Below are 19,185 nucleotides of genomic sequence, written 5' to 3'. Positions count from 1 at the left end.
TCGGCAAAGCGAACACCCAAAAGATTGAACGGAAGCATTTAACGTTGAGGACACGGATAAAGCGGTTAGTGCGTAAGACGATTTGTTTTTCCAAATCGGTTTAGTTGCACGACATTGTGATTGGACTGTTTATTAACCGATACGAATTTGGACGAGTCATTTGACTGATCCACAGGTCTGGAACACTACCAACCCCCGAACAAGTATCTCACTCGTTGGCGGATGCAACGAGCCAGTCAAATTTTGCGATCGCAGCGCATCCCCTTCAGTGTGGTTGCCAGTTCTGTGGGATATGAATCCGAAGCCTCTTTCAGCAAAGCGTTTAAGCAATGGGCGGGGCAATCACCAGGAGCGTATCGGCAAACAAATGGGGTTACGCATCAAAGGTGATTAGCGATTTCCCGAACGATCGCCCAGGACGAGGACGCGATCGCTTTATTCAGCCCGTTTTAGCCTTTGTCGGGGACAATTCATCGGCAACCATCTCGACTAGCCAATCGACAAACTTCAAAATTAGTGCTTTTTTTGGGTGATTCTCTAAATACACAGCCGAATAATTAAATCCAGTAAGGGACACATCAAGCGGTTGTACTAGAAAGCCTAATGCCACATCATCTGCAACATGAATGCTGCTGCATAATGCCACACCTTGACCAGCGATCGCGGCTTGAATGGCTAAACTTTCTTCGTTAAAGGTCAGTCCGTCATCTGGAACAATCGTTTCTAGTCCAGCAGCTTTAAACCAGTTTTTCCAATCTGGAGCGTCTGTGTCAAAATGAATCCACTCAAAATGCAGAAGTGGATGGTGCACTAAATCTGCCGGCTTCTGGATCGAGTGTTTCCCTTTCAGCAACCGTGGGCTACAGACCGGCATGAACACATCTGACATCAGTTTGCAAACTGCCAAACCGGGATAATTGCCTCTCCCATAGCGAATGGCTAAATCAACGGTCTGCTTCCCCAGGTCTACGACATCATTCGAGGTTTGCAGGCGCAGATCAATGTCTGGATGTGTTCGCTGAAAATGAGATAGCCGTGGAACCAGCCACTTGGCTGCAAATACTGTCGTCACGCTCACCGTTAACGTCGTCGATTCTGGAGTTTGCTGCAATTGAGCGATCGCAGCGGCTATTCTATCCAAACTATCGCGTACTGCTGGATACAGGAGGTTTCCTGCTTCCGTCAGAGTCAAAGGACGAGGGCGGCGGCGAAACAAAGAAACTCCCAGGTAATCTTCCAGGATTTTTATTTGATGGCTGATGGCAGTTGGCGTGACATCCAATTCTTCAGCCGCTTGCTGAAAACTTAGATGTCGAGCCGTCACCTCAAAAGTCTGTAAAGCATTGAGCGGTGGCAGCGATCGCATGGGCTTATAGATGAATTTTTCTCATTCTAATCCTGAGCAAATTGAATTTGCAATCTCCTGTTTCTCCTTGATATTGTTTTTATTGAGGAATGAGACAGATTTCTGACTGTTCAGGAGCCTGTATAAATCTCATCTAGAAGAGAAGACACAGGCAAATCTTCCAAAAGTTCTATTCAGCAGAAATATTACATCTGTGGGTGTATAAACTTTGCACTCAATAGAGTCTGCTGAAACTTTTTGGGCAGTTCGCTAACACATCATTTTTTAATTTCGCATTATTCAGGAGAGCAAGCATGACGACATCATTATCAATGGGTGGAACCGCAAATATCCGAGCGATCGATGCAACAAATTTTGTTGTAGCAATGACGGGTGTGTTTGATGGCGGTGTGTATGCCAAAGTCACCGACGCAACCGATATCCCCGATGGTAAGAAGCACTACGACCTGCGCCATTATTTTGTTGCCGATGATGGTAGCTATATCTACACCCAGGATAAATCCGTTCATACCCCGGTTGAAGGCACAACTTACTTTGCTCAAACAGAATATACCGTGGTGGAAGCGGGTGGAAAATTTGAGGGGTTGACGGGTTCCTTCAACAGTTGGGGGGCGATCGATTATGGCAAAGGGGTAGGCGTACTGCGGTTTGAAGGTCAACTGAATCATCAGTAAAGTCGAGGAGCATATAAACATGGCTACTGTATTGAGAATTGATGCCAGTGCGCGTGTGACTCGTTCCTTGAGCCGTAGTCTAACCACTTCATTCACCGAACACTGGTTAAAAATTAGACCCAACGATACCGTTATCACGCGAGATGTTGGGTTGAATCCGCCTCCAGCCATCAGCGAGGCTTGGATTGCTGCCGCATTTACCCTACCCGAACAACGAACTCCTCAGCAACAGGAGGTACTCAACCTTTCTGATCAACTAATTGATGAATTGGAGTCTGCTGATGTGATTGTCATTGGTACGCCCATGTACAACTACGGAATGCCAGCCGCTCTGAAAGCCTGGATTGATCAGGTGATTCGGATTGGACGAACCTTTTCCTTTGATTTAGCTCGTGGTGAGCAACCGATCGAACCCATTTTGACTGGAAAGATTCTGGTTATCCTGGCTGCAAGTGGGGAAGGTGGATTTGACCCCGGTGGTGCTCATGCTGCGATGAACCATCTTGATCCTGCCATTATCACGGCTTCAAACCTGTTTGGAGCCAGTGAACACCATGTCATTCGCATTGAATATCAGGAATTTGGCGACGATCGCCATCAGCAATCGCTCCAGTCTGCTCATGCTGCAATTCCAGATCTTGTACAACAATTGACTCTTTATACAACGGTTTGGAATGATGCATGTGCGTAAAGCAGGAGGGGTACACCAAGAATTTGAAACCGCGCCATCCTTCGTAAAATTGCACAGCATCGTTTAATGTGTGCTGTTAAAACTCACATGCATTCAGCAATTCTCATCTGAATTGCAAACCTAACATGAGAATTGCTGCCATGCATTAGTTCGTATATGCCCCCAAACTCAACAAAGATTCTTTTTGAATGTCGCTGAGTCCCGTTATATCCGTAATATTCATGCCTTCGTAAGGGCGATCGGCTCTGAGTATTCCCAAGCAGGTTCTTGTCTCAATCTGCCAGATCCGAATGGTTTCGTCTTCACTGCCACTGGCAAGCGTTTTGCCATCCGGGCTACAGGCAACCCACTGAACTGGGCGATCATGTCCTGACAAAATCTTAAACTGTCCTGTTTGCAAATCCCAAAGCCGAATGCCCTGGTCGTCTCCACCACTCACGAGCAATGTTCCGTCTATTGTGAAAGCCACTGACCAGACATTGCCACTATGTCCCGTTAGGGTTTTGAGGCAAGTTCCAGTAGAGACGTCCCACAGTTTGATCGTTTGGTCACTACTGCCAGTCGCGACGGTTTTTCCATCAGGGTTGAACGCAACAGACCAAATTTGGCTGGTATGTCCCTCTAAAATTCTGAGTCGTTTGCCAGTTGTCACGTCCCAAAGGGCTAGGTGAGATGCACCGAAACAGGTAGCTAATAGAGAGCCATCCTGATTAAAAGCGATCGCTCTCGTCCACACTGTATTCGTTGAGAGAATGCTAACGACTTCACCTGTGTTGAAATTCCACAAGCGCACCGTTTGATCGTGAGAAGCACTGGCGAGCAGGCGACCATCCGGGCTAAAAGCAACGGCTCGTATCCAACTGCTGTGTCCCTGTAACGTTCTCACACACTGTCCGGTCTCAAGATTCCACAGTTTGATTGCCGGATCACCACTTCCACTGGCAATGAGATTGCCATTGAGGCTAAAAGCGATCGCTCGTATCCAACTTGTGTGTCCTCTTAAGGTGTTGATGCAGTCCCCAGTTTGAGTATTCCACACACGAATCACCTGATCATGGGAACCGCTAGCTAGCAGAATACCGTTGGGATGAAAGGCGATCGCCCAAATCTGGTGGCTACAGCCCTGAAGTACTTTGATACATTCAGCGGTATCCATTTGCCAGAGACGAATGCTCTGATCACTGCTACCACTAGCAAGAATGGGTTTATGAGGGTGAGGGGCGATCGCTCGAACTGGGCTACGGTGTCCCTGTAAAGTGGTGATGCACTGTCCCGTATTGATCTCCCAAAGCTTAATACATTGGTCGTGAGCCGCACTGGCAAGGCAACCACTGGCATGAAAAGCGATCGCCCAAATTCGACCGGAGTGCCCATATAAGGTGTTAAGGCATTCTCCAGTGGTGATATCCCACAGTTTGATGGTGCGATCGCCACTTCCACTCGCGAGAATGGGCTGATTGGGATGAAACGCGATCGAGGTCACTTCTTCCTCGTGCCCGGTCAACGTGCTCAAGCATTCTCCAGTAGCGATATCCCATAGCTTGATGGTGCGATCGCCACTGCTACTCGCCAACCATTGCCCCGTTGGGCTGAATACCACTTGCTCAAGCCAACTGGTATGCCCTTCTAAGGTTTGCAAACAGTGTCCCGTTCGCACATCCCACAGTTTAATGGTTCTATCCAGGCTACCACTCGCCAACAACGGCTCGCCATCCATATCAAGTGGGCTAAAAGCGATGGAATGCACATAGTCGGTGTGTCCCGATAAGGTGGCAAGGCACGCCCCATTGGCGACATCCCACAAACGAATGGTTCGATCTTCTCCAGCACTTGCCAGCAGATGCCCTTGAGGGTGAAAAGCTACTGACAATACCCAATTGGAATGCCCTTTACAAGCCAGCAACTGTTGCCCGGTTGCTACCTGCCACACACAAACTTCTGCATTGACTCCACCTGTAGCCAGCAGATGACCATCAGGACTAAATGCCACCGATAAAATGCTGCCAAAAGTCTGAGTAAAGGTGCAATTGCTTAGATGGGCATGAGCAAAGTTAACTTGATGCAGCTCAACATCTTGCAAATGTGCTTGTCGAATATCGAGATGAGAGAAATCATAGCCACTCAAGTTGAGATTGAGATAACGTAAGACATTGATCAAATTACCAGCACCGTAACCAGATGAACCAAAATGTGCAATTTGAAGCTGAAACCGAAAGCGATCGAGGTGTTCTTCGACTCGTTTAAGAGAACGAAATACGTTAATTAAATGCGAAGCAATGGGTGTCAGAATCAAACGAATTTGACTATCTCGGACATAATCTTTTGACTGAGCTTTGATCAACGCATGACTGAGTAATAGGGTTGGTTCTAGTGTTTCAAACTCGTGGCAGATCTGAATAATCAAGTTTTGAGTGACATACTCCATTACCACAGGTTGTAAGGTAAATAACCCTGCATTCTTTTCTACAAGCGATCGCCGCCGCAGTGACAACAACGCCTCCATCAACTCGGCGTGAGGAATGCGAACAACAAGATCATCGCGCAGATCAGCCAGTGATACCCATTCCCGATTGATCGCCAACCAATACATCACCTGTTTTTCCAGGGTCGATAATCGCTGAAACTGTTCATCGAGCAAGGTGCTAATGTCACCAAAAACGATCGTCCCCTGGTTTAAAAACTCTGGGACGTTGCCCTCAAACAAGTCACACACGGTCGTTGAGACAATCTTGAGGGCTAACGGATTGCCTGAGTAATAATCGGTCAACCGTTGCCAATCTGTCTCTGAGGCAACGTATCCACCATTGGCAACGACCATCGATCGCACATCAGGGACGCTCAATCCCTTTAACTCAAAACTACGGACAGGCAGAGCATCCCCTTCTAAAGCTGCCAGTAATTGCAACTTTTCTCGGCTTGTCACGATCAGACAACTCTTATGCCGTTCTACACCAATGCGGTGACACAGTTCACCATACATTTCGTAATCAGAACGTAACTGCCCTGCGGTCAAGGTTGGGGTATCAACCGTAGATGCTGACAGAATGCTTTCCAGATTGTCAAACACGAGTAAACAACGGATTGTGCGGAGATACTCCATAATTTGATTGACTTGAGCAGTCATTTCTTCAGGTTTAGCACTTGGCATATGAGAAGCAGGATTGCCTGTTCGGTGAGAAAAGACCCGCAGCAACTGGGAAAACACCTCATCTACTGGAGGTGCATTCCGAAATGATTGCCAAATAATCAAGTCAAACTGATCTTGCAACTCTTCAACCAATTTTGCGGTTAGAGTCGTCTTGCCCATACCACCCATCCCCAAAATTGCAACCAGACGACAATGCTCATTGACGATCCATTGCTGCAATCGTGATAGCTCTTGTGTGCGCCCATAGAAGACGGAAACATCAATCGACTCTCCCCAATAGTTTTGAGGTAGAAGCGATCGCACATCTAGAGCAGAGACTTCAGAGAGACTATCGGTGAGGAAGAGAGATTGATTGGATGGCTCTAAAGGAAGTTGGATGTCATCCGATGATTCTCCGAGTTGATCATCAGCCTGATGACTCACTGAAGTAGAAGCGATGCTCTGTCGTTGTTCCAATCGTCGCAAGACAGACTGAATATTTTTCTTAGTAACACGCTCACCCAGCGATCGCGAGAGTTGTTGCCACAATTCGTAACCCACATCCCGAATATGGCTCGTGTCATATCCCAACTGTTTCGCAATTTCAGGATACGTCCAGCCTTCCCATGTATACCGAAACACGAGTTCTTGGAGGTCTTTAAGTTTTTGCTCTTGTAGGAGATGATCTAGCAGGAGCAAGGCTTCGTCAGGGGTCATGAGCGAAGACCATCATTACAATGGTTAGAATACGGCAGCTAGAATAGGGCATCGGGTTACTCTGTGACCAAATTCTAAACTGAGATCTGCCAGAGGTAGCCATTAAAGCTCAATTTCTAACATATCGAAAAGTTTTTCTCAGCGAATTAAGTGAATGCATTCTCTTACGGGGCATCATCACCGTTCTTCTCAAGCTCATACTCAAAATAGAGTAAGGGTCTTCCATGAATGATGTCTCGTTTTGTTTGTTTCATACCCAGCTTTTTTAATACCTGTATGGATGCTTCATTGGGTTCATCAACATCGGCTACGACATGCGTCAATGGCAGAGTAGAGACGTAATTCAGTACGGAGTTCATAGCCTCAGTCGCATAACCCCTATTGCAATAATCTGGACGAATTCCATAGATCAAACCGGGGGTTTCATCGTCCGATCGCAAGCATCCTGCAAACCCGATGAGACCCAGATCAGGGCGTGTATAAACTAACCAAATTCCATAGCCGTATTGATCAAAGTTCGTCAGACTATCATCAATAAATGATCGCGTCTCATCGAGTGAAATCACACGATCATCAAATAGAAAATAGCGAATGCGATCGTTTGTCCATAGGGGGTGAACAACCGTTAGATCGTCAAGTTGGCAGGGTCGTAAGTACAACCTGGATGTTTCTAATACAACACTCATTACTGAAATAGGAGTGATATGACTGTCATTTTCTTACACCTGGATATTAGCCCACCGCTAGCCAGCACTATTCAGCGATCGCTCAAGGTGAACTCCAAACCAGCGTTGATCAAATTCATTGAGTTCTTGAATGTGCGATCGCAACCATTCGTCGAACTGCTCTTGTAATAAGCGTTGCTGCATTGTTTCATCTAACTGGGCAGGGATGCGTTTTTCCAATCGCACGATCAGACACCATTCCCCCAATTTCAACGGATGAGCCTCGCCAACCTGACTGCTATAGAACAAGTTTGCCAATTCTTGACGGAGCATTCCCAATTCAATTGGACCCACCAGTCCGCCTGTTTTGACTTCTTCTCCCTCAGAGTATTGATATACCAGATCCGCAAAGGATTGTTCGCCTTCTTGAATCCGAAAATACAACTCCTGCGCCAGATCATGTTGACGAGTTCGCAGCAGTGAGTAAATAACCTGATCTAAGTCGTGTTTGCGTTGCAAGAAGTAGGACTTAAGTTTGTGCCCCCAAGTCAGTTGTTTAAATGTTTGGATGCGCTGTTCGCGTGTGGCGATTAGTTCTAGCTGTTCCTGGGTTAAGCCATAGTGCGATCGCCATGCTTGCTGTTGCTCTGGTGAGTCTAACTGCCAACGTTGATAAAGTTGTTGACAAGCAATTGCCGTTTCCTCAGCCGTGCATGAAATAGAGGCGATCGCGCGATCGACAATGCTTTCGCATAGCAGTTGTGGAATTAATTGATAGCTGGCTAACCGAGAAATGGATATTGATTCTGAAACAGTGACTTGATCCATCGTTTCAAAGACAGAAAAAGAGGTGTACTTCATACTGTTTGGGTTTCACTTAACCTCTAAGCGGCTGTAGCGATGAATTGCCTCAACGCATTTGGCTCCATAAAGGCGAGGTAGTTGGAGGCAAGTTCAGGGGGCAATAACTCAATCAACATGTGATTTTCGAGCCAAAACTCAATCACATCAAAAAAGCCACCGCGATTAAACCGCTTCATGCGCCAACCTTCACGAGTGGCGATCGCCTGGATTTGCTCCTCACTCATCGACACTGAGATAGCCGCATGAGTAGCGGTGTAAGCCAGTGAGTCAGCATCGTGTAGATGTTGAGCATCTTCCTCTCCAACACCAGGAATCAGTTTAATCGTGAGTGGATGCACCTCGACCATCGTGCCGTGTGAGTCAAGGGCGACAGCCACATAGCTTCCAGGATGACTGGGAAATGGAATGGTTGTTCCTTGAAATAGCTCTGCTAAAACTTCAGCCACATGCTGTGGATCATGAGCCGCGATCGAAATGTGGTGAATCATGGTGAATCTCCTTTAGAAAGGGTTAATATCAAATCCTGAATGCTTTACCTGTACACAGATGCGGAAGGGAGCATGTCACCTTTGCAAATTGCCCTCATCCCCTAGCCCCTTCTCCCTGGGGAGAAGGGAAGTCGGATCGGAAGTCCCTCGCCCCTTAGGTGAGGGATTTAGGGTGAGAACTACAAAAATGACATGCGCCCAACCTGGAATGCTCTACGTTGTGCTGAAAGGACTGCGATCAAAAGTCACTTGATAGTTTGTTTCACCGCTCACTTGCTGGACTTGCAGCAGATAGTTTATTGCTGGACCGTTAAAGCGACCCCTAGCAACGATTTGGTTGAAACCAGCGATGACGCGATCGCTAGAATCAACTTGCTGATTCTGATTGCGGTCTTCAATGAGCCGCAAACGGGTATTTCCACCTTGTTTGGATAGCTTGATACGAATTAAATCGTTTTGGTTAACCGAGAAACTGTAGACATCGGTGGTGTCTAAATCGCCGACGGCACCTGAACGGGTAGTGTCTTGAGAAATGGTTCCTAACGTATTCTCTTCAGGTAGCAGGTCACTGAAGGAATTCAATGATGCTGAAAACTTATAGGAGACAGGAATTTCACCGACACCAAACACGACTTGTTTACTGACTCGAGCAAAGAACTTACCTTGAAGGGTTGAACCGTTAATGTTGAGTGATTCATCAAGCTGGTTGTTTCGCCCAGAGCTTCCCAAGAAGGTGTCATTTTGGTCAAGAGAACCATTGCCGTTAGCATCATGAAACAGACTTAAATTGACATTGCCACCACCACTGATGTTTGTAATCGACAGGTTGATATTTCCCCCTGACGTTAAAAACTCAAAGGTGTCTAGTTGTGTTCCTGGATTGATGGTGCGCTGTTGAACGATTGGCGGAACACTATTTTTTATCTCACCTAGTGAATAAGTTGCCATTGTTACCTCTGAAATGCGTTATTTCCCGAAACACAATTTTGAGAACTGGTATTAGTTCTCTATGCAAATAGAAATTTAGCGGTGTTATCAAACCGAACGTTAGCGGTAATGTTGTCAGCAGTGAAGCCTGCCGTGCCCGACAGCGTTACTAACAAGTCACCTGTCCCAAACCCAGCATTGTCTTGGATACCGTCACTCACGCGAAATTGAGTATCTCTGCCAACCGTCACGACATCCACATTGCTGATGCTCCTAAAGGTGATGCGATCGCCCCCAACACCCCGATCAAATCGCCGAACGACATCAATGCCGCTAACGGCTTGACTAGTAGAGTAGGAGAAATTATCAATCCCATTACCAAAGATCAGGGTATCGTTACCCCCTCCTCCAATCAGAATATTGGTACCACCACTATCGCCTCCTCCTGCATTCAGCAGGTCATCCCCTGCACCGCCATCCAGAGAATCAAGACCGTTTCCCCCTTCGAGGCGATCGTTACCATCACCGCCGATCAGAAAATCGTTTCCCTCTCCGGCATCGAGATGATCGTCCCCTGCGCCACCGTCGAGGCGATCGCCCCCTTCCTGACCCCAGAGGCGATCGTTGCCTTCGCCCCCTCTTAAGTTATCAACGTCGTCACCGCCATCGAGCAGGTCATCCCCTGCATCCCCATCTAACGTATCTTTATCGTCACCCCCATTGAGGCGATCGTTGCCTTCCCCACCACTCAGGAGGTCGTCTCCAACACCACCAGTGATGCGATCGTCGCCGTTGCCTCCTCGCAGCGAATCAAAGACCCCAGCACCACCCTCTAAGCGATCGTTACCGTCGCCCCCATCTATTCTGTCAATCCCGTCTCCTCCGTAGAGGCGATCGTCCCCGCCAAGACCATTGAGAATGTCATCTCCCTCGAAGCCAAAAATGCGATCGCTGACATCAGTCCCGATCAACTCGTCGTCGCCGGGGGTTCCAAAAATTCTTTCCATACAAATCTCCCTTGTGTTTATTGAAGGATTAATGTCTGCAATTGAAGTGGGGGCTGTAGTGTGGGCATCTTGCCCACGCAAGCGAGACATTTGCCCACATAAGCGAGACATTTGCCCACATAAGCGAGACATTTGCCCACGCAAGCGAGACATTTGCCCACATAAGCGAGACATTTGCCCACGCAAGCGAGACATTTGCCCACGCAAGCGAGACGCTTGCACTACTTGTTTTTGTAAGACTCCTTAGATGTTTGATGAGGATGAAAATTTTGGGATTTACAGTTCCAGACTTTGAGTTCCAAACCTCATTGTTTGGACCCGGAGGTGCAAGTTCCGAGTTCAAAGATGGAAGTTCCGAGTTCAGAAGTGCAAACTTTGAGTTCAGAAGTGCAAACTTTGAGTTCAGAAGTGCATTTGTCAAGGTCAGAGGTGCACGTTTCAAGCTCAGAGGTGCAAACTTTGAGTTAAAAGGTGCATTTATCAGAGTCAGAAGGCGATCGCTCACAATGACAGGAGCAACTTTCAAGTAACACTTCTAATAGGTTTTGACGTAGAGAACACAACCCTCTGGAGAAGAGGGGGCGTAGACGCAACCGGGGGGATAGCGCAGCCATGCTCCGGCAGAGTATTCACCCAACTCATCTGCCCAGATCCCTTCCAATACAAAAATCTCTTTTACCATCGATTCGCTTCTCCAGGATAGGTGTGTTCCAGGTTCCCACCGTTCAATCCGAACGGTTTCCGTGAAGCCCGCTTGCTGATAGAGCGGTTTTACCTTAATTTGAGGAATTGAACTCGATACCCACGGTAAAAGATTGAGGTTTGCCCGAATTTGGTTGCGATTTTTGCCGCTATGATGGCGGAGTTTGACGAAGGTAATACAGCCATCCGTGCTGTAGGGGGAATGACTAAACCATTCCGGGTTGAGCAGATAGGAACCTGCCGGATATTCTCCCGTTTCGTCAGCAAACATGCCTTGAACGACTAATATCTCTTCGCCATCAGGATGACCGTGAGGAGCAAAGAACCCTCCTGGGTCAAAGCGTGTCAGCATCGTCAGGGGATGCTCTTGAATTAAATGATTGGCCTCAAAACAACCAAACCAGATACCAGGATAGGGGGTTGGTTCCCAAATGATATCTTCAGCATGCACTGCAACTCGTTGAGATAAATCACAGTGAATTTGTTTAGGCGTCCATGTTGGAGATTGAAGTTGTTGATACATAGTGTTCAACGTGTAAATGAGATGAGTAGATCAACTGTTTGTCAGTTGATGAAACGATGTGAAACAAACTTCCTACAGAGCGGTGGGCGATCGCATTAAAAGTACGGTTTGTGGTTTTATACGATACGCTGCTCACACAAACGCTTTACCTACACTCCCTCAGCATAGAAAACGGAATTCAATTTGCCAGTCTGAAAAAGTCAGATGAAGCCTGTTTAGATGAGCGGAAAAGATTGGGTTAGTGGTGTTTGGGTGTTGAAGTGCTTTATTTGAAGGATTTCTAGACTTTTCCAACATTTGTTTCCCGAATGAATCCAACCGTTCTTTTCAGACTTTCTCCGACTGGCAAACCATCAAAGCTTGTTTAAGCTGGTGAAATAACCGAGAAATCATTTTGTTTGTAAACGATTCAACTTCAAGTGATTTCATTTCTCGTTGATCTTCTGATGCTCAACTGAGAGAAATCTGTCGTTCAGAGCTTAGACCAAACATCAAGGCTAGTAGCTTCTCATGTCTATTTGCAGTCAAAGTCAACTCTAAATTGACTTGCAAAATTCACTGAAACTACAGCATTAGAACACTCATCACTTAACTACATTTAGGAGAACGTACGATGGCAAGAGGAGTTAGACTACGTGGTAGTAATCTAAGAGATATCTTTAGAGGAACCAATCTTAGAGATGTCTATTTTGGCGAGGGTGGTAATGATTTACTCTCAGGAGGCGCAGGACGAGACAATTGCAATGGTGGTAGTGGCAACGATCGCATCGATGGGGGTGCTGATGGTGACACCATCACGGGGGGTGCTGGCGACGATAGGTTGATTGGTGGCACCGGGAACGACTCAATTGACGGTGGCGCAGGCAACGATCGCATTAGCGGTGGCAGTGGAGATGACTCTATTAACGCTAGTTCTGGTAATGACCGGATTGATGCAGGTGCAGGCAACGACAATATCAACGGTGGTTCTGGCAATGACATCATTCGGGCAAGGGATGGCAATGATGTTATTACAGGTGGCACAGGCATTGACACTATCAGCGGGGATGCTGGCAACGACATCATCAACGCAGGCATAGGTGACGATCGCATGTTGGGCGGTAGTGGCGATGATCTAATGGGCTGGCGGGACGGTGAAGGCAGCGACTTGATGACTGGAGGCGATGGCACCGACACCGTTGCTGTAGAAGGGGCACTAACACGAGGGGATAACTTTACGTTGGGCAAAGATGCTCAAGGTCAAGTGTTGCTCGATCGCCCTACCATTGATGGACAAGCCGTTGGGCAATTTACCTTGACGGTGAGCACCTCTGAAATCTTCAACGTCAACGGCGTAGGGGGCAACGACACGTTTGTTGTGAACGATCTCAGCAATACGGGTGTCACCTCGATTGTGTTTAACGGCGGTGAGGGGAATGATTCTCTCGATGCCAGAAACACAGCCATTCGTATAGTCGCGGATGGAGGGAACGGGGATGACTTGCTAGCAGGGGGCACCGGGACGATTCAAATCCCAGTAGGCACAGGTACGGCAACAGTCGGTGACTCGCTGACAGGTGGAGGTGGACGCGATCGCTTCCTATTCGCCAATGATCCCTTTACGGGTGCAAATCCAGGGGCAGGTCTAAATCGTCCTGACCTGATTACAGATTATGAGATTGGACAAGATCAGATTGCGCTAAATCGTCAAACCAGCGGACTCACAAACCTGAGCTTCCAACGGGGAGATGCGAGTCAACTCACTGGCGATAACAACCTGGTGGTGCTGACCGATGCAACTGGCTTTGCGAATGCTGGAGCAGCAGCTAGAGCGATCGCGGATAATTCCAACTTCACTGGAGGACGGGGGCTATTCGTTTACTTCAACACCAGTTTAGGAATTAGCCGTGTCGTCTTTTCTGAAGACTTAGCTAATAATGGTCGATTTAGTGTGTTAGCGAACCTCACGAACTTAACTAACGTGGCTAACCAAAGTAGTTTTACAGCCGCTGACTTTAGTTTGGCTTAAGTGGTGTACTAGCCGCCTGTAGGGGTTCTCATGAAACCTCTACAGGTTTTCTGATTTAAAGAACTTTACGGAGTTACAGTGATGGATTTTCCCCACACTTTTTTGTTGTTTTGTACCGTACTCATCTTCTACAATCTCGGTTTAATCTGGTTTGCTCAAATCGTCATCTATCCACTGTTTGGCAAGGTTGGCTCTGAGGAATACATAACTTACCATCAGTTTTATTCGAGTCACATTCCCCTACCTGTGATCATTCCAGGATTTGCATCTTTTCTGTTGCCCTTGGTGTTGATTTTTGTGCATCCTGAAGCCATCCCGCTGTGGCTTGTTGTAGCCAATAGCGGGTGTGCCTTAGTGTCCCTGTTTGTCACAGTGGCGTTAGCTATCCCCCGCCATAACCGATTAGAGCGAAATGGCAAGCAAGAGGACGTAATTCAAGAATTAATCCGCTATAACTGGCCACGGACACTGGCTATTACTGGTTCTGCGGTATTGACGCTGATGATGGTGACATTGGCTTTTTCACCTGTGTAGCGATCGCTCTTTGATATCAAATATGGATGATCAACAGTTCCGTCAATTGATATTAACGATTAAACGGAGTGCTTTTCTAATCGCCGTTTGTATTGTCTTAAGCTTCTTTTCTCAATCAGAACATGCAGGATGGTTAGCTGGGTTGTGGGCTTGCATGGTACTGTTCTGCTATTATCTTGGTCTATTTACCTAGACTCATGGGAGTGAGCAACGGCACCCAACGCGCAGAGTGTCGTGATCTGGGCATTGGTCAAGCCTGTGACTCCCGTAATGTTCATGCGATCGTAAGGGCTTTCTGTTTTTAACGCGGATGAGCAATGTTCTGTCTCAATATCCCATAACCACACTGTTTCATCTAGCTACCACTTACAAGGGTGCAACCGTCAACCCCAAACGCAACCGATCAGGCATAAATAACAGGATGAAGCAATTACCCACAGGGAAGTCCTTTTCAATGCCTTTGTTCATCCTCCTGTCGCTTTCATAATATTAATCAAGAGCCTACAAAATCATGTATCTCTTCATTGCAATCGTTGCTGCGCTTGCCTATTCCGTTGGTGGCATCTTCATGAAGCTATCTGAGGGTTACGAAAAATTAGTGCCGACTATTCTGGTTTATCTGTTCTTTGTCGGTGGAGCCAGTCTTCAAATTTGGTTGTTATCGCGGAATCCCAACTTAGGAGTAAATGGGTTGATTGTATCTGGGTTAGATGCATTGTGCACTGTGCTATTTGGCATTCTTCTATTTAAAGAAGGTTATACTGCCACCAAATTAGTGGGTGTCTTTTTGGTTGTTGTGGGTGCCATCTTTTTGAGATCTGAGACAGCTTGATGGAGTTACACTCTCATTGGGGATGAGCAACGGCACCCAACGCACAGAGTGTGGTGATCTGGGCATCGGTCAAGCCTGTTACTCCCGTAATGTTCATGTGATCGTAAGGCTTTTCTGCTTTTAACACGACAGAACAATGCTCTGTCTCAATATCCCACAACCGCACCGTTTCGTCGTGGCTACCACTTACAAGGGTGCGACCGTCAGCACTAAAGGCGACCGACCAAATCATGCTGCTGTGTCCCTGCAAGGTGTGACAACACTCACCTGTTTCCACATTCCACACCTTAATCGTGTGGTCGCTGCTACTACTCGCAAGCCATTGAGTTTCTGCTTGTGGACAAAAGGCGATCGCCCAAATGCGACTGGTATGTCCATGAAGCGTTTTCAAACACTCACCTGTCTCCACGTCCCATAGTTTGATCGTATGGTCGCCGCTACCACTGGCGAGCGTTTTGCCATCGGGACTGAACGCCGTTGACCAAACCCAGTTGGTGTGTCCCTCCAGTGTTTTAAGGCATTCCCCCGTTTCTATATTCCATACTTTCACGGTTTGGTCATAGCTCGCACTGGCAAGCAGTGGTAAATCAGGATTGGGATTGAAGGCGATCGCACAAACCCAGTTGCTATGCCCGTGTAACGTCTGTCGGCATTGTCCAAGTGACACATCCCACAGTTTGATCGTGTGGTCATCGCTGCTGCTAGCCAAAGTTTTGCCATCGGGGCTAAAGACTACTGACCAGACACGACTGGTATGACCTCGCAAGGTTTGCAAACATTGTCCTGTGGCTAGATCCCAGAGTTTAATGGTGTGATCACTACTACCACTGGCTAACACCGATGCCGTTGGGCTAAAGGCGGGAGCTTCACTGTTGCCAAAGGCGATCGCACAAACGGCATTCGTGTGACCTCGCAAGACGCGATCGGGCTGAATGTCTGTGTTCCCCGCGTTGGGCAGACGCCACACCCTCACGGTGTAGTCATCGTTGCCACTGGCTAAGGTGTTGCCATCGAGGCTGAGAGCAACAGACCAAACCCGATTGGTATAGCCTTTTAGAGTACGTTGACAACAGCCAGTAGCCACATCCCAAAGCTTGGCTGAGTGATCGCCACTGCCACTGGCAAGGGTTTCTCCATTGGGGCTAAAGGCAACAGAACGCACCCAATTCGCATGTCCTTTAATCGTCTGTAGACATTGCCCTGTGAATGCATTCCATAGCTTAATCGTGTGATCTTCACTGCCGCTTGCAACGGTTTCTCCATCGGGGCTAAAGGCAACTGAACGCACCCAATTCGCATGTCCTTGCATGACGTGAAGACAACGACCTGTTTTACAATCCCACACTCGGACTGTTGTATCACTGCTACCACTGGCCAGCAGATGAGAAGGGTAACTCTGCTTGGAGTTAGGAGCAAAAGCAATCGACCAGACCCGATCGCGATGTCCGTGCAAGGTGCGATCGCAGCGTCCTGTAGCCAAATTCCACAGTTTAATCGTTCCGTCATCGCCTGCACTGGCTAGCAACCGTGACGTTGGGCAGAAGGCGATCGATCGCACCCAACTGTCATGTCCTGTCAATGTTTTCAGGCATTGCCCCGTGTGAAGATCCCACAATTTTACAGTCTGATCTTCGCTACCACTCGCAAAATATTTACCGTCTGCACTATAAGCAACTGACCAGATCGACCCCTCATGACTGAGGGTATGACGGCATTGTCCTGTCTGCAAGTCCCAAAGTTTGACCGTGCGATCGTCACTGCCACTGGCAAGCGTTGCCCCATCGGGACTAAACGCTAACGACCAGACCCAACTGCTGTGCCCTTTCAAGGTCAACAGGTTTTTGCCATCGGTCGATCGCCACAACCGTACTTCTCCCCTTAAATCTCCCGTCGCTACCAACTGTCCATCCGGGCTAAACGCTACCGCAGAAGGCGTTGCCAGCGTTTCTGTGAACACCGATCGCCCCAAGTCAGCATGGCTAAAATTAACCCCATGCAAGCTGATATTTTGTAAGTATGCCTGCCAGATCCGCAAACCCGAAAAATCATAGCCCCTTAGGTCAACCTCAAAATAACGCAAGAGATTGATCACGTTACCACCGCTATATCCAGCAAACATGGCATAGTCAGCTTTTAATGTCTGCAATAACTGATTGAGTTGGTATTGTACTTCTTTGGGCGATCGCCAGTGTTGCATTAACCGAGTCGCCAGAGGCTCAAGAATAACTCGAATTTGACTATCTCGAATGTAATCTTTTGCCTCTGCTTTCATCAGCGCATGACTGATTAAAAGGCGAGGAGTGTGCGTTGTGATTTCTTCACTCACCTGCTCGATAAAGCGATCGGTGACATACTCCATCACGACGGGCTGTAGCGTGAATTGACCCGCTGACTTTTCCACTAAGGAACATCGTCCCAACGATTGCAACGCTTCGAGTAACTGCAATTGAGTCAGTGTGACCAGATCAGAGCGCAATTCTGCGATCGACACCCATTCTCGGTTGACCGCTAGCCAATACATGACTTGTTTCTCAAGTTCTGACAACCGATGAAACTGTTCATCCAACAAGGTTGTGATGTTACCAAAGGCAAGTGTCTCCTGCTCTAAAAATTGGCTGACATCTCCATCAAATAATTCCTGTACTGTTGTTGAAACAATTTTGAGAGCTAACGGATTGCCCGAATACCGCTCCATTAAACAGTTCCACTCGTTGGGTGATTGGCAGAAACAACCATTGTGGGTCGCGATCGCCTGCACCGCTGGCAGACTTAAGCCCGTTAACGCCAACGTCCGAACGGGCAATGTTTTTCCTTCTAATGGGTCTAATGTTTTGGGTTTTTCTCGACTGGTCAACACCAAACAACTGGTATGACGTTCGACTCCAATGCGACGAAATAGCTCTCCGTAAGCCTCATAACCGTCCCGATACTGCCCAACTTGCCCATGATTGAGGGTATTCGCGTAACTACTTTCTAAAATCGCTTCAATATTATCGAATACGAGCAAACATCGCGATGTCCGCAGATAACCCATCAACTGTGACATTTGGCTATCTAGGGTTTCAGCGATCGCCTGTTGTTTTGCCGAACTCATCTGTGATTCTGATAATACATGAATCAGATGAGTCATCACCTCTTCAATAGGAGGAGCATTACGCAGCGATTGCCAAATGAGAGTATCAAATTGATCTTGTAATTGTTCGGCTAACTTGATTGCTAACGTTGTTTTACCAATACCCCCCATCCCCAACAGGGCCACCAAGCGGCATTGATCTTCAACAATCCATTGCTCTAGTACTTCAAGTTCATGAGTACGCCCATAAAAGATTGGGACATCAATACTCTCTCCCCAATATTGATTTGGGTTGGCTACTGATTTAGAGCGTCCTGGAGCTTGCAGTTTTTGTGGCTGAGTTGGCTGGGTTGGAGGCCGAAGCTCTGACCGTTCAAGCACTTCCAGGGGAAATGAGGTTGGAGGTAGGGGTGAAGCATTTTGTGGAAGAATTTGCCGTCGCAGGGCTGCCTGCACATTCTTTTTGGTGACTTGCTCTCCACAAGCTCTGGAAAGTTGTTGCCACAATTTAGAGCCAACATCTCGAATATGACCAATATCATATCCAGCATGATCTGCAATTCTAGAGTAAGTCCATCCTTGCCAGGAATACCGAAATACTAGCTCCTGAATATCCTTTAGCTTTTGCCCCGGCAGGATCGAGTCAAGTAAGACTAAGGCTTCTTCGGATGTCATCAGCAAATCTTCCATGCATGCCCTGCCTTTTCAATAATTTGCCGAAACTAACATAGTATCGAATTGAGAATCGAACACTATGTATCTCTCACGAGGGTTCATAAAAGTTAAAGCTTATTTGCCAAACTTTTAATCGTTGATTTAGCAACACTAGCGATCTGTACGACTCCAGAAAATTGATCAGCTAATCCTGCAATTTGACATGTAATTTAACAAACGATTATTAAATCCGATCTTTTCCGATCTTTTCCGATGACGAGACTGATGTTATCTGACTGACAAGCTCTAATCAACTGCCTTAAGCTCATGAGG

General features: G+C 47.3%; 16 protein-coding genes. 7 read left to right on the top strand and 9 right to left on the bottom strand.

Annotated features, from left to right (window positions below; translation table 11 throughout):
- Both H6G89_RS21160 and H6G89_RS21155 read left to right on the top strand, forming a co-directional pair.
- Positions 1-104: IS1 family transposase (locus H6G89_RS21160; RefSeq protein WP_242060055.1), on the top strand; the 104-nt coding region annotated here is incomplete at its 5' end.
- Between the two features lie 73 nt (positions 105-177).
- Positions 178-390 (top strand): helix-turn-helix domain-containing protein, encoded by a 213-nt coding sequence (locus H6G89_RS21155; protein WP_255519476.1) that lies wholly within the window; start codon positions 178-180, stop codon positions 388-390.
- 49 nt (positions 391-439) lie between these two features.
- Here the strand turns inward: H6G89_RS21155 and gcvA are convergent, their stop codons facing one another.
- The gene (gene gcvA / locus H6G89_RS21150) at positions 440-1,366 is read right to left on the bottom strand and encodes a transcriptional regulator GcvA (RefSeq protein ID WP_190510042.1); all 927 of its coding nucleotides are present in this window, start codon (positions 1,364-1,366) and stop codon (positions 440-442) included.
- 293 nt (positions 1,367-1,659) lie between these two features.
- Here gcvA and H6G89_RS21145 point away from each other — a divergent pair, with 293 nt between their 5' ends.
- Positions 1,660-2,040, top strand: coding sequence for a hypothetical protein (locus H6G89_RS21145; RefSeq protein ID WP_190510040.1), 381 nt, complete (start codon positions 1,660-1,662; stop codon positions 2,038-2,040).
- A gap of 19 nt (positions 2,041-2,059) precedes the next feature.
- Positions 2,060-2,731, top strand: coding sequence for an FMN-dependent NADH-azoreductase (locus tag H6G89_RS21140; RefSeq protein WP_190510038.1), 672 nt, complete (start codon positions 2,060-2,062; stop codon positions 2,729-2,731).
- Between the two features lie 145 nt (positions 2,732-2,876).
- On the opposite strand, the gene H6G89_RS21135 is transcribed toward H6G89_RS21140, so the two are convergent.
- The 7 genes from H6G89_RS21135 to H6G89_RS21105 all read right to left on the bottom strand — a co-directional run bounded on the left by H6G89_RS21135 (position 2,877) and on the right by H6G89_RS21105 (position 11,751).
- A complete protein-coding gene (locus tag H6G89_RS21135) occupies positions 2,877-6,575 on the bottom strand; it encodes an NB-ARC domain-containing protein (protein ID WP_190510036.1) in 3,699 nt (1,232 codons plus the stop codon).
- Between the two features lie 164 nt (positions 6,576-6,739).
- The gene (locus tag H6G89_RS21130) at positions 6,740-7,261 is read right to left on the bottom strand and encodes a GNAT family N-acetyltransferase (protein WP_190510033.1); all 522 of its coding nucleotides are present in this window, start codon (positions 7,259-7,261) and stop codon (positions 6,740-6,742) included.
- Positions 7,262-7,318: 57 nt separating this feature from the next.
- A complete protein-coding gene (locus H6G89_RS21125; RefSeq protein ID WP_242060046.1) occupies positions 7,319-8,101 on the bottom strand; it encodes a peptidylprolyl isomerase in 783 nt (260 codons plus the stop codon).
- 23 nt (positions 8,102-8,124) lie between these two features.
- Positions 8,125-8,592 (bottom strand): hypothetical protein, encoded by a 468-nt coding sequence (locus H6G89_RS21120; RefSeq protein ID WP_190510031.1) that lies wholly within the window; start codon positions 8,590-8,592, stop codon positions 8,125-8,127.
- Positions 8,593-8,805: 213 nt separating this feature from the next.
- On the bottom strand, positions 8,806-9,540 hold the full coding sequence (locus tag H6G89_RS21115) for a hypothetical protein (protein ID WP_190510029.1): 735 nt from the start codon (positions 9,538-9,540) through the stop codon (positions 8,806-8,808).
- 59 nt (positions 9,541-9,599) lie between these two features.
- Positions 9,600-10,526, bottom strand: a complete 927-nt coding sequence (locus H6G89_RS35195) for a calcium-binding protein (RefSeq protein ID WP_190510027.1) — start codon at positions 10,524-10,526, stop codon at positions 9,600-9,602.
- A gap of 535 nt (positions 10,527-11,061) precedes the next feature.
- Positions 11,062-11,751, bottom strand: a complete 690-nt coding sequence (locus H6G89_RS21105; RefSeq protein WP_190510025.1) for a cupin domain-containing protein — start codon at positions 11,749-11,751, stop codon at positions 11,062-11,064.
- A 613-nt stretch (positions 11,752-12,364) separates the two neighbouring features.
- Here H6G89_RS21105 and H6G89_RS21100 point away from each other — a divergent pair.
- From H6G89_RS21100 to H6G89_RS21090, 3 genes are all read left to right on the top strand, one after another.
- Entirely contained in the window at positions 12,365-13,759 is a 1,395-nt protein-coding gene (locus tag H6G89_RS21100; protein ID WP_190510023.1) for a calcium-binding protein, read from the top strand.
- An 81-nt stretch (positions 13,760-13,840) separates the two neighbouring features.
- On the top strand, positions 13,841-14,293 hold the full coding sequence (locus H6G89_RS21095; protein ID WP_190510021.1) for a DUF1772 domain-containing protein: 453 nt from the start codon (positions 13,841-13,843) through the stop codon (positions 14,291-14,293).
- A gap of 511 nt (positions 14,294-14,804) precedes the next feature.
- Positions 14,805-15,125: an SMR family transporter gene (locus H6G89_RS21090; protein ID WP_190510019.1), complete on the top strand. Its 321-nt coding sequence runs from the start codon at positions 14,805-14,807 to the stop codon at positions 15,123-15,125.
- 13 nt (positions 15,126-15,138) lie between these two features.
- Here the strand turns inward: H6G89_RS21090 and H6G89_RS21085 are convergent, their stop codons facing one another.
- Positions 15,139-18,888 carry an NB-ARC domain-containing protein gene (locus H6G89_RS21085; protein WP_242060045.1) on the bottom strand — a complete coding sequence of 1,250 codons (3,750 nt, stop codon included), beginning with the start codon at positions 18,886-18,888 and terminating at the stop codon, positions 15,139-15,141.
- Positions 18,889-19,185 lie beyond the last annotated feature (297 nt).

The organism is Oscillatoria sp. FACHB-1407, assembly GCF_014697545.1.
In the GTDB taxonomy this organism is placed as follows: Bacteria; Cyanobacteriota; Cyanobacteriia; order Elainellales; family Elainellaceae; genus FACHB-1407.
This window is presented reverse-complemented; position numbering and strand designations above follow the sequence as displayed.